This is a genomic window from Sulfurimonas sp. (genome assembly GCF_041563035.1).
Classification (GTDB): domain Bacteria; phylum Campylobacterota; class Campylobacteria; order Campylobacterales; family Sulfurimonadaceae; genus Sulfurimonas.
Genome location: NZ_JBFFNS010000001.1, coordinates 224,447 through 240,403, shown reverse-complemented (window position 1 = coordinate 240,403; position 15,957 = coordinate 224,447). Strand labels below are relative to the sequence as shown.

Genomic DNA, 15,957 nt, shown 5'->3' with positions numbered 1-15,957 from the left:
CGAGATTATTTTAGTTTGTTAAATACTTCCAAAGCGTCTAGTTTTTCCCAAGGGTAATCACTCTGTCCAACTTGACCGCGGGCAGCAACATCAGCATAAAGGAAAGTTTCAGCACTCGGCTTATCTAGTCCAAATTTTGCAGTAATCCAGTTTGGAGTCAATGAGAAGTTTTCACTTACAAATGTAGAGAGCCTATCATCATCAAGACCATCGCAAACTGTTCCGTATGTATCAACAGATACTGAAGTTGGTTTAGCTACACCTATCGCATAAGATAGTTGAACTGAACATTTTTTTGCAAAACCGGCAGCAACGATATGTTTAGCTACCCATCTACCAGCGTATAGACCACTTCTATCAACTTTTGTGTAGTCTTTTGAAGACTGAGCCCCACCGCCAATAGGAGCATAACCACCGAAGCTGTCAACAATTAGTTTTCTACCAGTAAGACCTGAATCATGCAGTGGAGAGTGACTTACATATCTACCAGTTGGGTTTAAGTGAACAATAGTCTTTTTAGGATCATAAAGATCTGTTGGAAGTCCAGCATCATCTATTAGACCTTGAAGCAGTTCTCTTACTTCAGTGATATCCATATCTTCATTTGATGGAGCAGACACAACAATAGTATGAATTGACTGAGGATTACAGTTTTCAAAGTTCTCTTTGCTTCCATAATCAAGTGTAACCTGTGTTTTAATGTCAACACCAAGTTTATGATTATGCTTCAACGCATAGTGATAAACTTTATCGCTTAAAACTCTAGCGTAAGTGATAGCAGCAGGCATATAATCAGCTGTCTCATTTGAAGCATATCCAAACATGATTCCCTGATCACCAGCACCTGTCTCACCATCTTCTTGATCAACGCCCTGATTTATATCAGGTGATTGTTGATTTAAAAGTACTTGAACTTTAACTTCCTCTGGAAATAGACATTGTTCTTTTGTAAAAGCACTTTTTCCGTCATACCCGATACCGATAAGAGCATCTTTAACAATTTGTGTATATTCTTCATCACTCAAATTAGCTTTAGATGTAACTTCCCCACCAATTATTACATGATTACCGGCTACAAAAACTTCACTTGCAACTCTACTTTTAGAATCAGCTATTATCAGTCTGTCAACTATACTATCAGCTATAATATCTGCACACTTATCCGGGTGACCTGGGGCTACTACTTCACTTGTAAATAAATACATTTATTTCCTTGAATTATTATCAGTCTAAAGAGATGTCTCCCTATAAACTAGTTTGAAAAGCAACTTTAATCTAGGCTATAAGCCTGGTGCTTTCCACATTGAAGTTGTGATATTATCATCAACTAACTTTAGTTGTGCTTCATAAGCTTTTTCGAACTTGATTTTAAGCTCATTATATGTCTTATTGTTTTGCATATTTGGTTCATATAGTTTATCCCATACGACTAGTTTTTTTGCTGCATCTGCGATAGAGTCGTAGATACCAGCACCTACACCTGCTGCCATTGCTGCACCTAGTGCTGTTGCTTCTGTAACACGAGGTATCTTTATTTTACAACCCGTTACATCAGCTAAGATTTGAGACCATAAAGCACCTTTACTTGCACCACCGGCAAAAACTATTGTGTCAAATTCTAAGTCTGTAAACTCTTTGATTTTATCGAGGTTTATACTTGAGACTATCGCTGCATTTTCCTGCAGACTTCTAAACATAGATGCTCTGTTACAAACTTGGGGATCGATGCTGAGATTTAAAAAGCTTGGACTCGCGTGATACCACTTTCCATATTTCATTGAGTCTGAGAAAATCGGGATAATTCCGTGTGATCCTACAGGAATATTTTTAGCTTTTTCTTCTAGAATAGCATAAGTGTCTACACCCTGCTCTTTTGCTTGGAGCTTCTCCATTTCACAAAAGGCATCTCTGAACCAACGCATAACCAGACCGCTAAAAAAAGTTATGCCTTCTGCTTGGGATTGTCCAGGAATTACATGAGGATTCACTCTTATACTCATGTCTTTTGGAGGCTCTGTGTTACTAGGAATGTTTACAACCTGCTGCCAGAATGAACCGCCAAGAATTGCAACATCACCTACTTCTACTACACCTAATCCTGCTGATCCAAGTTGAACGTCACCGCCGCCCATAACTACTTTCGTATTTGTTGATAGTCCTGCTATGGCTGAAGCTTCTTTAGTTACATTACCAATAGGAGTTCCAACTTCTACACAAGGTACAAAAATATCATTTTTTAGTCCAATTTTATTAGCCATCTCTGGCATCCAGTCACGAGATTCTAAAGAGAATATCCCCGTCGTTCCACCGTTACTAGGATCAGTTGCAATTTCACCGCAGAGTTTAGCTAGTATCCAATCTCCAATCATAGAGATTTTACTAACTCTCGCATAAATTTCTGGTCTATTATTTTTAAGCCACATGATTCTAGGAAGTGCCCCTAAAGCAAAAGTTTGTCCAGATGCTTTGTAAAATTCTTCTTCAATTCCAGCAAAATTTTCTTTAAGATACTTAACTTCTTTATCAGCCCTTGCATCTACGTTTGCAACTGCCCAAAGCTCTTGTCCGTTCTCATCATAAAGAACGATGCCCTCACGCATACTTGTCGCACTTAAAGCAATAATATCTTCGCCATTTAAGTTTGCATCTGCGAGTGATTTTTTTACGCACCCAATTACGAGTTTCCAGTTACTTTTAAAATCAAAACTCATAGATTTTGGCACATTATCTTCTTCTAGATGCGTCCACTCCTCTTGTGCCACAGATATTTGATTTCCCTCTGTATCAAATATTACTGCTCGAACACTTCCAGTTCCGGCATCTATAGCCATTAAATAGCTCATAGTTTTATCCTAAGATCTCTAGTTCATCACTATATTTTTTATCACAAAACGGCTCATAGCTTGATTTATATACTGCATAGTGTGAAGATGCTTTGTGACCATCAAGTGCCGCTTCATCTCTCCAAGTCTCAACTGCCATAAATTTTCTAGGGTTATTTTCATACTGATATATATCATATAAAATACATCCGTCTTCAGCTTTACTTGGGATTACCATTGCAGTTAAAAGCTCTTTCATTTTTGCTTCATCACCCTCTTTTGCTATAAACGTCACTCTTTTTGTAATTGTCATTATTTGTGTCTCCATTTGCTCATATTTTAATCCAAAAGATTATATCTAATTTGTTATAACTACACTATAATAATAAAATAATTTAAATAAAATCGTACTAGTACGATGGGCTTTCTGCCAAAGAAAACCAAGTGTTAACGTAACTAAAGGAATTACTTCCTTTGGCGTACTAAAAAAGATGGAGGGTTTCCTTCATTTTGTGAAACAAAATTAAGGGATAATAGTTTGGACATACTGCTACAAATAGAAGACATCATAGAGAAAAATGGCTCTGACTTTGAGCTTTCAAAACTTTTTAAAGCTTATATAAACGAATACAAATCATCTCTTCCACAACTTTTTGAAAGTTCCCAAGGTAAAGATTTTTTAGTTAAACATACAAAGAAACTAGACTCAATTATTTCTTTGATGTATAAGACAGTTCTAAGACGCGTATTTGGCAACTATTTGCCTATGAGAAGTTCTATTCCTGTAGCAATAGTTGCACTTGGAAGTTATGGACGCGAGCAGTTATGTGTTCACAGCGACATTGATCTTCTTATCGTTTACGAAGATGTAGACGGTTTCAACACTCAGTTAATCATTGAAAAACTCTTCTATCTAGCTCTGGATGCAGGACTTAAACTCGGTCACAGAGTTCATGAGACAACAGACCTTTTTAGAGCTGCCGGTGAAGATATCACTATACGAACTTCACTGATGGAATCACGTCTGATCACAGGTTCTCCTTTTACTTGGCATGCAACTCAAAAAGAGCTTAATAAAATAAGACTTCACAATCAAAAAGAGTTTATTCTTGCCAAAATTGATGAGGCTCAAATTAGAAGAAAAAAGTATTCAACTTCAATGCAGCCGAATATAAAAGAGAGTGTTGGTGGATTAAGAGACACTCAACTTCTTCTTTGGATAGCACAAACTATTTATGGCGTTGAAAGCTTAAGAGATTTAAGCCAAAAACTTTTCACTGATGATGAGTATAGAGAGTTTAGAATAGCACTAGAACTTCTATTTCGTGTAAGAAGTGCTTTGCATCTTATAACAAATAAACAAGAAGACAGACTAATCCTAGAACATATGCCGCAGGTTTCAAAGATGCTAGGCTTTAAAAATGAACAGAAAATGCTAACTAAAGTTCTTCATGCTCAATGGCGAATCAGTAACTTTACTCAGATCTTTGCTAAAAAAATGGTGAGACCATACATAGCCGATATGAGTTATGTTAAAAAGTTTAGAAAAAATCGTCTAAGCCGCGGCATCTACCTTTTAGATGACAGATTATTTGCATCTTATAAGTTAAAGATTCAACCAATCAATTCTCTTTTGAAACTCTTGATATCACTGCCTGATAAGTTTTACCACTTTGATGCAGGTTTTTTGAACCAACTAACATATACAAAGATATCCCATCCTCTTACAAAAGAAACCTATATGCTCTTAAAAGAATTACTCAGAAAAGATAATATCTACAGCTTTTTAAAACTCTTTTACGATGCAGGAGTATTGCATGAGTTATTCTCTAACTTCAGAAAAGTTCTGCATCTTCCACAGTTTGACGGATATCATCACTACCCTGTTGATTTTCACTCTATCAAATGTGTCGAAGCACTGGAGAATATCGAAGAACCTTTTATCAAAGAACTTCACAATGAGCTTAGTGCAGATGAAAAACTTCTGCTAAAAATTGTTGTACTTTTTCACGATACAGGAAAAGGTAGAAAACAAGACCATAGTGAAGTTGGAGCAAAACTTATAGTTCCTTTTGCTGGTAAGATAGCTCTTGGTGAAGAGCTTCTTGAGAGAGCTGTGACACTCATTAAGCATCACATCCTTATGAGTAATGTAGCTTTTAAAGAGAATATTCACAATGAAAAAACTCTATATAAGTTCATGTCTAATGTAAAAGATACAAAAAATCTAAAACTTCTATATATACTCACTTATGCAGATATTAATGGTGTCGGTGGGAATACATACAATGCATTTAACTCTAAACTTCTTCATGATCTATACACCAGTGCCTTGGAAGTCTCAGAAAATAGTGACAGAATTACGGATGCTTCTAAACGAATAACTATAGAGAAACGTGTTAAAAATTCTGACGCTTTTAAAGAGTTGCCAAAACTTCTCCAAACAAAGTTACTTCGTGTAGAATCAAATCTATTCTTTTTTAAACACTCTCCCATTGACATCGTAAAAATTGCAAAAAAAGCAAAAGAGACAAAAGAATATGACTTTACTATAAATGCAAAAACTTCTTTGAGTATAGAAATATATAGAAAAGTTCCACTAAATGTTGGTTATCTCTTAGCGGCACTTAGTCACTTAGATGTTGCATCTATGGAAATTTTTACACTCTTTGACGGTATCAAATATTTCAAAATAGAATTTATTGAGAATGTAGCTGGGAATGAACTTGTAGAAGTCAAAGAGATAGTAAACAATGCATTTGACATGAACAGACATGTGACTATGAAAGAGGTAAATATTGCTAAAAAAGAGATTGTAATCGATTGTGAACACTCGTTAACACATGCAGAGGTTAGTATAAATACAAAAAATCAGATTGGACTTTTAGCTTACATTATGGAGTGTTTTGAAGAACTTGGTATTAATATTGTAACTGCGAAGATTCACTCTACAAAACATAAGGTGCGAGACAGCTTCTTAATGGAAAAACAAAACGATATATGCAATAATGTCGAAAAAATTTATGAACTATTAACAAAAGGCAACTAGATGTGTGGAATTGTTGGATACCTGGGCGAAAAAAATACTAAAGAAATTTTACTTGATGGGCTTAAAGAGTTAGAATATAGAGGCTATGACTCAGCAGGAATCGCTGTTTTACAAAACGGTCAATTTTCAAACTATAAGGCTATCGGCAAACTTGTAAACCTAGAAGAAAAAACAAAAGATTTTACAACTAGTGGTTTTGCCGTAGGTATAGGTCATACCCGTTGGGCTACACATGGAAAACCTACAGAGCTAAATGCACATCCACATCTAGGTGAGAGCTCTTACGTTGTTCATAACGGTATTATAGAAAACTATGCTACGCTAAAAAAAGAACTCCTTGCTGAGGGAGTCACATTTTTAAGCCAAACAGATACTGAAGTAATCGTTCACCAATTTGAAAAAAATCTAAAGACTGAAGAAAGTGCTTTTGAAGCTTTTTCAAAAACAATAGAAGAGTTAGCTGGAGCTTATGCTGTACTATTAACTACAAAGTCTGAACCAGATACTATTTTCTTTGCAAAACACGGTTCACCTATGCTTGTTGGTATCAATGATGAAGATGAAAAGTTTTTTGCTTCTTCAGATACTCCTCTAATTGGTCACGCTACGCAAGTAAACTATTTTGAAGATGGTGATTACGGTTTTGTAAGTTCTAAAGAGATCGCTATTTTTGATAAAGATGCCAACAAGAAAAAGCCTATTTTTACAAAACTTTCTCAAAATAAACTCTCAGCTCAAAAAGACGGTTACCGCTTCTTTATGGAAAAAGAGATCTATGAGCAGAGTGATGTTATAGCAGATACTCTAATGGGAAGACTAAGCGATACAGAGATAGTGTTTGACGAATTTGACAAAAGTCTATTTGACGGAATAAATGAGATTAAACTTTGTGCATGTGGAACTTCTTATCACTCAGCTTTAAGTGCTTCTTATCTTTTTGAGAGATACTCAAAAATCAGAACTTCTGTAGAGATTGCAAGTGAGTTTAGATATAGAGAACCTATTATGTGTAAAGACACTCTGTTCATAGTTATTTCACAGAGTGGTGAGACCGCTGACACTCTAGAGACACTAAAAATGGCAAAAGAGGCTGGACTAAAAACTTTAGTTATCTGTAATGTAGACAATTCATCCATGGTTAGGCTAGGAGATGCGACAATACTGACACGAGCAGGAATAGAAAAAGGAGTGGCTTCAACTAAAGCTTTTGCAACTCAGGTTACAATTTTTTGGATGCTAAGTCTTTACATCGCGAAGCTTCGTGACTCTTTAAAAGAAGAAGAAATAGTAAGACAGATTTCACTTCTTCGTGAAGTTCCTGCTTCCGTAAAGGTTACAGATGAGATGCATGAGAGACTCAAACGTCTATCTAAGAGATATCTTCACGGTCATGGCTTCTTTTTCATAGGTAGAGATATATTTTATCCATTAGCATTAGAAGGTGCTCTTAAATTAAAAGAGATCTCTTATTTACACGCTGAAGGATATCCGAGTGGAGAGATGAAACACGGTCCTATTGCATTAGCAGACCCAGAACTATTTACTATTGCCCTGCTTCCAGAACATCTTCATTATGAAAAATCTAAAAGCAATGTAGAAGAATTAAGTGCTAGAGATTCTACTATTTGTGCTATTAGTTCACTAGAGTTTGACAAGGCTGATGACTTTATTCAGATTTCTAAATGTAAAGACTATATGTTAGAATTTTTTGAGATGATGGTAGTTGTTCAACTACTTTCTTTAGAAATATCCGTTAGACTTGGGAACGATGTTGACATGCCGAGAAATCTTGCTAAAAGCGTTACTGTTGAATAAAAATACTTAACGAATTAAAACAATATATATAAATTAATCATATATTTGATGCTTTCACTTTAAATTTATTTTTTATTAGATACCATCTACGGTCTAATTTAATTTAACAAAAGTGAATCTGTATGAGAACAAAATTAAAACTCCTTTTTATAGTAGCTATTATGCTGCTTGGTTTAACAACTGCTACAATCATAAACATATCATTAAATTTTAGAGACTATAGTATTAAAAGTGCTATAGATAAATCAAAGATGACTGCAACTATCGTAAAAGATGGTCTGACTGCACACATGGTCAATGGGATCATGGATAAAAGAGAATATTTTTTAAATCAAATATCAGCAAATAATGACGCAGTGAAATCTCTATGGCTTGTAAGAAGCGAAAATGTTATTAAGCAATATGGAGAAGGCTTAAATGACGAAACAGTAAGGGACGCTATAGATAAAAAAGTTCTAAATACAGGAGAAACAGTAAGAGAGATAATAGAAAGTTCAAATGATATAACTCTTAGAGTAACTATCCCTTACAAGGCAACAGTTAATGGAGGAAACACTAACTGTTTAACATGTCATAATGTAAAAAGAGGAGATACTCTTGGTGCAATAAGCATGGAGTTTGATATTAGTGATATGCGAACAAGTGGTATGCTTACTATTTTAAAAATATTTGGAATAAACATGCTATTTTTAGTTATTGTTCTTTTCCTTCTCAACCACTATGTCACTCCATATATGAGACTATTCTCTAACTTACAAAATGGTATTAAAAAAGCATATAGCGGAGACTTTACTCATAAATTTGAAACTACTGTAGGTGGGGACGCTAAAAGTATTGTAGAGCAGATGAATACGCTATTTTCAAAGATGCAAGAAACATTTGGAGATATAAAATATAATCTTGCAACATTTATACCTCAAGGATGTGTCTCTTCAGCTGATCCACTGCATGAAGCAAAAACGATTATTAATGAACTCTCTGATGTATATAAATTTAAAAAGACCATAGAACTTGATGCTTCTAAAGATGAAGTTTATACCAGAATAGTTGATATACTAAAGTTAAAGTACAATCTGAATAACTTTTCACTATATGAAGTTAATAATATAACGCATGAGAGAAAACTATTTTTCTCTACTGGTGATAATGCTCAAATATGTCAAGAAAAAATCAATAAAAATGCTGAAGATTGTAGAGCATACAGGACTAAAAGTGTAACTATCTCCAGTGAGTTTCCAAATCTATGCCAATCATGTTTATCAGAAAAACAAAATTATGTATGTATACCGTTTACAATCAATAATGATGTGTCTTTAACAATATCTATTACGGGGAACAGTGAAAATGAGATAGAAGAGTTTACTTCACATATAACTAGTATTAAGCACTATTTTGAAGCTGCTAAGCCTGTAATAGAAAGTCAAATACTAATGGAAAAACTAAAAGATACCTCACTTAGAGATGGAATGACCGGTCTTTACAATAGAAGATTTCTGGAAGAAGTAATCGATAAAATCATGCATCAGGCGAGTAGATCAAAAGAGACTTATTCTGTTATGATGTTGGATGTTGACTTCTTCAAAATGGTTAATGATACATATGGCCATGATGTTGGGGATAGAGTTATCGTTGAGATTGGTAAGGTTTTAAAAGAGACTATTCGTGATGCAGACCTAGCTATCAGATATGGTGGAGAAGAGTTTGTGGTAATGCTACACAATGCAAGCGATGAAGGAACTCAAGACGTTGCGAGTAAAATTCACTCTGCATTTGCTGCACTATCTTTTGATGTCGGAACTGGTGAGACAATGAAAAAGACTATGAGTATAGGTATCTCTAAATTTCCTAAGGATGGAGATACTATTTGGAAGTGTATTAAGTTCGCTGACACTGCTCTATATGTTGCAAAAACTACTGGTAGAAATAAAATCGTTAACTATGAAAAAGAGATGGGCGAAAGCGAAGATTTACGCTAAACTGTTCTCACCAAAGCTTTGACTCCTTTGGAGTCAGAGAAAACTTCATGCAAACTTTCCATATATTCAATCTTAAATACCATTGTCCTATTTTGAACTTCCGTGAACATTTTGTTTCAAAATATTCCATACGTTCAAGACAATGGCAAAATTTAAAGAGTGATGTAGTTACAAGGCGTGTTTGAGGAAGCGTACTAAAAGTACGTGACGAAAACAACAACGCAGTAAATGCGCTGCTATTTAAATTTTGTGAAGAAAAAAGCTTATTCTATACAGAACAAGCAGATACACCTGGAGGTGTTGTTGGCTGTACTGATTCGTTTGACGCACCACCAGCTGCATTAACAGACTCAATAGTAGCCCAAATAGACTCAGCAGCTGCCATATATCTTTTAGCACTTTCAGAAGTTGGATTAACAAAAGTAATTGGCTTACCTTCATCTCCACCAGTTCTGATACTTGGCTCGATTGGAATCTCAGCAATAATCTCAGTATCAAACTCTTTAGCCATTGGACCAGAAGTTCCTTTACCAAAGATATCATACTCAACACCAGTATCCGGTGCAATAAATCCACTCATATTTTCAACAATACCAGCGATTGGAATATTTAGTTTTCTAAACATATCTAATGAACGACGAGAATCATCGAGAGAAACTGACTGAGGAGTTGTTACAGTAAGACCTGCAGTAACCGGAACACTTTGAGCTAAAGTAAGCTGAGCATCACCTGTTCCCGGAGGCATATCGATAACTAAAACATCTAATTCAGACCATAAGATATCTCTTAAGAACTGCTCGATTGCTTTCATAATCATAGCGCCACGCCACATAAGTGATTGACCTTCTTCCATAAGTGAACCCATAGACATCATCTCAATACCATAAGCTTTAATAGGAAGGACTTTATTTCCGTTAACTTCTGGCTTAACATCTGATACACCCATCATACGAGGGATATTTGGACCATAGATATCAGCATCCAGAAGACCTACTTTCTTACCTTGAGCAGCAAGAGCAATAGCAATATTTACAGATGTAGTTGATTTACCAACCCCACCTTTACCAGAACTTACCATTAAAAAGTTTTTAACTTGTGGAGCAATATTTTTGCTTTTTGGTTGAGGAGCTTCCGGCATTTTTGGAGCGTTGATATTACACTTAACATTTGAAGCACCGACAGCTTTAAGCTCTGTTGTTGCGTCATCAATGATTTGTTGTGCTACTTCAGGAGCGCTTGAAGTAATCTCTACATTAAAACTTACATCATTTCCACTTATTTCTATGCTATTAACAAAACCAAAAGTTACAATATCCTTAGTAAAACCAGGATACATAACTTTTGATAGTGCTGAATTTACAATCTCATTAGTCATTAATTTATTCCTTTTTATTTATTATTTTGACACTCTACCATAAACAAGACAATTTTTGTCTTGTTTATGTCAATTTATATTTTAAGCTGTAGCTTTTGCTGCTTCAGCCGCTTCTCTCTCTTTGTTTTCTCTTGATATTTGTTCTATTGCTTCTGGATTATCCATAATATTTTGAGTTATTTTATAAGAACAAAACTTCGGTCCACACATAGAACAAAATTCTGCTTCTTTAAATACATCTTGAGGAAGAGTCTCATCGTGATACTCACGAGCTCTCTCACCATCAAGTGCTAATTCAAATTGTTTTTCCCAGTCAAAGCTATATCTAGCATCACTCATTGCGTCATCGATATCTCTTGCACCTTTACGCCCACGAGCTATATCAGCGGCATGAGCAGCAATTTTGTATGCAATTATACCTTCACGTACATCATCCGCGTTTGGAAGCCCTAGGTGTTCTTTAGGTGTTACATAACACAGCATACTAGCTCCATGCCATCCACCGACAGCTGCCCCTATAGCTGAAGAGATATGATCATATCCTGCAGCGATATCAGTAACTAATGGACCAAGTATATAAAAAGGTGCTTCATGACAAAGTTCACGTTGAAGTTTCATATTACGCTCAACTTGATTTAAAGGAACATGACCTGGTCCTTCGATCATTACTTGAACATTTTTCTCCCAAGCTCTTAGAGTTAATTCACCAAGAACCTTAAGCTCACCCAACTGTGCATCATCAGAAGCATCTGCTAAACAACCAGGGCGAAGTGAATCACCAAGACTAAGTGAAACATCATATTTTGCACAGATATCTAAGATATCATCAAACGCAGTATAAAATGGATTTTCTCTATGATAATGCATCATCCATGCAGCCATAAGTGAACCACCGCGGCTAACGATACCCATTTTTCTTTTTGCTATTTTAGGCATAGTCTCAAGTAAAAAACCAGCATGAATAGTAAAGTATGAAACACCTTGTTGCGCTTGACGCTCTAATACTTCCAGCATTACTTCTATACTAAGGTCTTCAATTTTATTACCGACATCATGAAGGATTTGATAAATTGGAACAGTTCCTATAGGAATCTTAGAAGCTCCAATAACAGCTCTACGAATCTCATCCAGATCTCCACCAGTTGATAAGTCCATTGCAGTATCAGCTTTGTAGTGCTGAGACACTTGCATCTTTTCTACTTCACCTTGAACATCAGAAGCTATTGCAGATGAACCGATATTAGCATTGATTTTACATTTAGATGCAATTCCAATAGCCATTGGCTCTAATGATGTGTGATTTACATTTGCAGGTATGATTAGTCTACCTCTTGCAATTTCACTTCTTACAAGTTCAGGAGATAAATCTTCTACTTTTGCAACGTACTCCATCTCTTCAGTTATTATGCCTTGTTTTGCATAATACATTTGAGTTCTAACAGTATCATTTTCACGTTTATTTACCCATGAAGTTCTCATATTTTCTCCTCTTATAGTGGAAACTGTTAATTAAGGAGCAAGCTTTCATTAATGAAAATTTAGCCCGATTAACAATAAGTTTCCTCTGCTTACTTATTTTATAGTATGTGGAAATATAATCAAATAAAGTTAAAGTAGCATTAAGTAGTTCAATAAAAAAGAATTTCAAAGATAATAAAGTACTATATTGACATAAACAAGAGAAAAAAAAGCTTTCTGAGTGTATAATTTCGTAACACTTTTCAAACACAGGAGTATATTTGGCTGACATAACACTTATATTACTTGCGGCTGGTAGTTCTAGTCGCTTTCTTTGCGATGTAAAGAAGCAGTGGTTAAGGATTGGACATGAGCCTTTATGGCAATATGTCGCCCGTAAGTGTGTAGAAACTAAACTCTTCAACAAAATCATTATCACTTCTTCAGGTGATGATATTGAGTTTATGAAGAGCTATGATTCTTTTACATTTGTAGAAGGTTCTACCACTAGACAAAGTTCTTTGAATAATGCTTTAAAAGAGGTTGATAGTGAGTATGTTCTTGTTAGTGATATAGCAAGATCTTGCATCAGCGAAGAGTTTTTGAAAAAAATTATCTCTAAAAAAGGTGAAGCTGATTGTATAGTTCCTTACTTAAAAGTTAGTGACACTGTTGTATATGAGAATGAAACTATAGATAGAGATAAAGTAAAGAGGGTTCAGACTCCTCAACTTTCTCGAACCTCCGTATTAAAAGATTCTTTAAATACAGACATAGAGTTTACCGATGAAAGTAGCGCCATTGTAGCAAATGGAGGTTCAAGAGAATTTATACTTGGTGAGAGTGAAGCAAATAAAATCACTTTTATACGAGATTTAAACACTCTTTCATGTTTATCTCAGCCATCAAGTGACATACTTAGTGGTACAGGCTTCGATGTTCATGCTTTTGATGACAATGAAGATATGTATTTAGGCGGCGTAAAAATAGATTCTAGCTTTGGCTTTAAAGCTCATAGCGATGGGGATGTTGCCATTCATGCTCTTATAGATGCTCTTTTAGGAGCTGCCGGCATGGGTGACATAGGGGAAATGTTTCCAGATAGTAGTGATGAGTTTAAAAATATAGACTCAAAAATTCTACTTCAAAGAGTTGTTAAAAAGATATACAACTTTGGTTTTGTTATTGTAAATGTTGATTTAACTATAGCAGCTCAAACGCCAAGGATTGGCAAGTACAAATTGCAAATGAGACAGACTATCGCAGAGGTTCTAAACTGTGAAAGTTCTCGAGTAAATATAAAAGCTACAACAACTGAAAAACTTGGCTTTATAGGTCGTAGTGAAGGTGTTGGAGTTATTGCGAATGCAAATTTAAAATATTTTGATTGGACAAAGATTTGAAAATACTAATTATAGAAAACGAAGTTTATTTAGCACAGAGTATAGCCACAAAGTTAGGTGAATTAGGTCATGTATGCGAAATGTGTACATCTACAAGAGATGCTATAAAAAGTAACAATTATGATGTTGTTTTACTTTCTACAAATATCAATGGTCAAGACTTTAATCCGGTTATAGAAACATTTAAAAGTGCTATCATTATCTTAATGGTTTCATATATCTCAAATGATACTGTTTCAAAACCACTTAGTGCAGGGGCAAAAGACTACATCCTAAAACCATTTATGATTGAAGAGCTTATTAGAAAGATAGACCACTATCAAGACTATGAGAAACTAAAAAAGAGAGATGCAGCTTATAAAAAATACTTGACTCACTCTTTTTCAACAGTAACACATGAGTATGAACATGATACAATAGAACTTCCAATTTTTATTTCATCTTCATTTCAGAAGTATTCAGACGCTTTTGCATTTGAACATGCATATGAAAAAGATCTACCAATACACTTTATAACACTTAGCGATCCTAAGGCTATGAGTGAGATAGAATCACTAAATCAAGACTCAATTCTATATATAATAGATTATCAAACTCTTAAAAAAGGTGATAGAAAAACTTTTTGTTCTCTTATAAGTAACAAAAAAGTAATTGTATCAAGTACAGATAAGATTGAAGATGTTGAGCACAGAGTTTTAGAGATAAAAAGTGAAAACAATATTTTCGATCAAGGTGACATACTACCGATAGAGGATTATGTTAAGTATATTGTACTTAACTATCAATATAAGTTTCCAGATATAGAACTATCTAAGAAACTAGGCATAAGCCGTAAAAGTTTATGGGAAAAACGAAAAAAATATGACATCATCAAGAAAAAATAAAACTCTTTTAATTGACAAAGAAGCAGCTTCTGCCTTAGAGTTACTAAAAGATGGTCTACTAGCACCAGCTACTTCTTTGATGAACTCTAAAGAGAGTCAGAGCGTTTTAAAAACAGGACTTATAAATGGAAAAACTTTTCCATTTCCTTTTATCCTAGCACCTTCTGGTAAAACTAATGCAGAAGTTCTAAAGAACCTAGAAGTTGGTGAAGAACTTACTATACTTTTTGATAAAAAGCCTTTTGCTACTCTCATAGTTGAAGAAATTTTTCATATTGAACCTAGTGATAGAATCAAACATATTTATGGAACGGATGACACAAGTCATCCTGGTGTTTTAGCTACAATGAATAGACTTGGTCCATTAGCAGTTTCTGGCGAATATAGACTTGTAAACAAGTCCAGTAACCAGAACAAAGAGCTAATTGAAGAAGCTAAAAAACGTGTAGATGCCAAACATACTACATCTCTTGTTATGGCTGCTAATCCTCTACACCGCGCTCATGAAAGACTTATCCGTCAAGCACTTGAAAACACTGATTTACTTGTAATATTTTTACTAAAATTCACCAATGAATCAAATCTAAACTATGAAACAAGAAAAGAATCTTTAGACTTTTTCATAAATAACTTTTTAACGAAGAATCATGTAGTTGTTATTCCTTTAGAAAATAGTTATATATTTGCAGGCTACAATGAAATAATTATTGATGCGATTGTTGCTAAAAACTACGGAACTGACAGATTAACAATTGGACGTAACCATGCCGGTCTTGGTATGTTTTATGATTGTAACTCAAATAAGTCTATTATAGATAGAGTTATAGGAATAGATATAGAGATAAAAGTAGCTAGTGAATATGTTTACTGTGATAAATGTACTACTCTTGTAAGTAAAAACACTTGCCCTCACGGTCAACATCATCAGATATCTTATCATGCAGACTCTATCTTGGAACTTTTAGAGCTTGGTCTACTGCCTCCGACTATGCTTATCAGAAAAGAGATCTCTGCACATATACTCTCAAAACTATTTCCAAACAGATTTAAAAACTTGGAAAAACTATACTACGATATCTTACCGGTTGAAGGTCTGCTAGAAGAACACACCGAAAAAGATTTCTATCTAGAGTTAATGAAACTCTATCAAACTACATCACTTACTTAGGAACACA

General features: G+C 34.8%; 11 protein-coding genes. 6 read left to right on the top strand and 5 right to left on the bottom strand.

From position 1 onward, the window contains the following. Nucleotides 1-5: 5 nt before the first annotated feature. From metK to ABZC13_RS01135, 3 genes are all read right to left on the bottom strand, one after another. A complete protein-coding gene (gene metK / locus ABZC13_RS01145; RefSeq protein ID WP_372998746.1) occupies nt 6-1,205 on the bottom strand; it encodes a methionine adenosyltransferase in 1,200 nt (399 codons plus the stop codon). A 75-nt stretch (nt 1,206-1,280) separates the two neighbouring features. Then, nucleotides 1,281-2,843, bottom strand: coding sequence for an autoinducer-2 kinase (gene lsrK, locus ABZC13_RS01140; protein ID WP_372998743.1), 1,563 nt, complete (start codon nt 2,841-2,843; stop codon nt 1,281-1,283). Between the two features lie 4 nt (nt 2,844-2,847). Continuing rightward, nucleotides 2,848-3,135 carry a putative quinol monooxygenase gene (locus ABZC13_RS01135; RefSeq protein ID WP_372998740.1) on the bottom strand — a complete coding sequence of 96 codons (288 nt, stop codon included), beginning with the start codon at nt 3,133-3,135 and terminating at the stop codon, nt 2,848-2,850. A 225-nt stretch (nt 3,136-3,360) separates the two neighbouring features. Between ABZC13_RS01135 and ABZC13_RS01130 the strand changes: the two genes are divergently transcribed. The 3 genes from ABZC13_RS01130 (at nt 3,361) to ABZC13_RS01120 (ending at nt 9,662) form a co-directional block, all read left to right on the top strand. Further along, entirely contained in the window at nt 3,361-5,871 is a 2,511-nt protein-coding gene (locus tag ABZC13_RS01130; RefSeq protein WP_372998736.1) for an HD domain-containing protein, read from the top strand. Then, nucleotides 5,872-7,686 (top strand): glutamine--fructose-6-phosphate transaminase (isomerizing), encoded by a 1,815-nt coding sequence (gene glmS / locus ABZC13_RS01125; protein ID WP_372998733.1) that lies wholly within the window; start codon nt 5,872-5,874, stop codon nt 7,684-7,686. Nucleotides 7,687-7,808: 122 nt separating this feature from the next. Further along, nucleotides 7,809-9,662 (top strand): GGDEF domain-containing protein, encoded by a 1,854-nt coding sequence (locus ABZC13_RS01120; protein ID WP_372998730.1) that lies wholly within the window; start codon nt 7,809-7,811, stop codon nt 9,660-9,662. A 268-nt stretch (nt 9,663-9,930) separates the two neighbouring features. On the opposite strand, the gene ABZC13_RS01115 is transcribed toward ABZC13_RS01120, so the two are convergent. Further along, nucleotides 9,931-11,037 carry a P-loop NTPase gene (locus tag ABZC13_RS01115; RefSeq protein WP_372998727.1) on the bottom strand — a complete coding sequence of 369 codons (1,107 nt, stop codon included), beginning with the start codon at nt 11,035-11,037 and terminating at the stop codon, nt 9,931-9,933. An 81-nt stretch (nt 11,038-11,118) separates the two neighbouring features. Continuing rightward, nucleotides 11,119-12,516 carry a phosphomethylpyrimidine synthase ThiC gene (thiC, locus tag ABZC13_RS01110; RefSeq protein ID WP_372998723.1) on the bottom strand — a complete coding sequence of 466 codons (1,398 nt, stop codon included), beginning with the start codon at nt 12,514-12,516 and terminating at the stop codon, nt 11,119-11,121. Between the two features lie 260 nt (nt 12,517-12,776). Between thiC and ABZC13_RS01105 the strand changes: the two genes are divergently transcribed. The 3 genes from ABZC13_RS01105 to ABZC13_RS01095 are packed head-to-tail and all read left to right on the top strand — an operon-like array spanning nt 12,777 to nt 15,950. Next, nucleotides 12,777-13,898, top strand: coding sequence for a bifunctional 2-C-methyl-D-erythritol 4-phosphate cytidylyltransferase/2-C-methyl-D-erythritol 2,4-cyclodiphosphate synthase (locus ABZC13_RS01105; RefSeq protein ID WP_372998720.1), 1,122 nt, complete (start codon nt 12,777-12,779; stop codon nt 13,896-13,898). Beyond that, nucleotides 13,895-14,782 carry a response regulator gene (locus tag ABZC13_RS01100; protein ID WP_372998716.1) on the top strand — a complete coding sequence of 296 codons (888 nt, stop codon included), beginning with the start codon at nt 13,895-13,897 and terminating at the stop codon, nt 14,780-14,782. The genes ABZC13_RS01105 and ABZC13_RS01100 overlap by 4 nt, the downstream gene beginning before the upstream one ends. Next, nucleotides 14,760-15,950: a sulfate adenylyltransferase gene (locus tag ABZC13_RS01095; RefSeq protein ID WP_372998713.1), complete on the top strand. Its 1,191-nt coding sequence runs from the start codon at nt 14,760-14,762 to the stop codon at nt 15,948-15,950. Before ABZC13_RS01100 ends, ABZC13_RS01095 begins: the two co-directional genes overlap by 23 nt. The last annotated feature ends 7 nt before the right edge of the window (nt 15,951-15,957 follow it).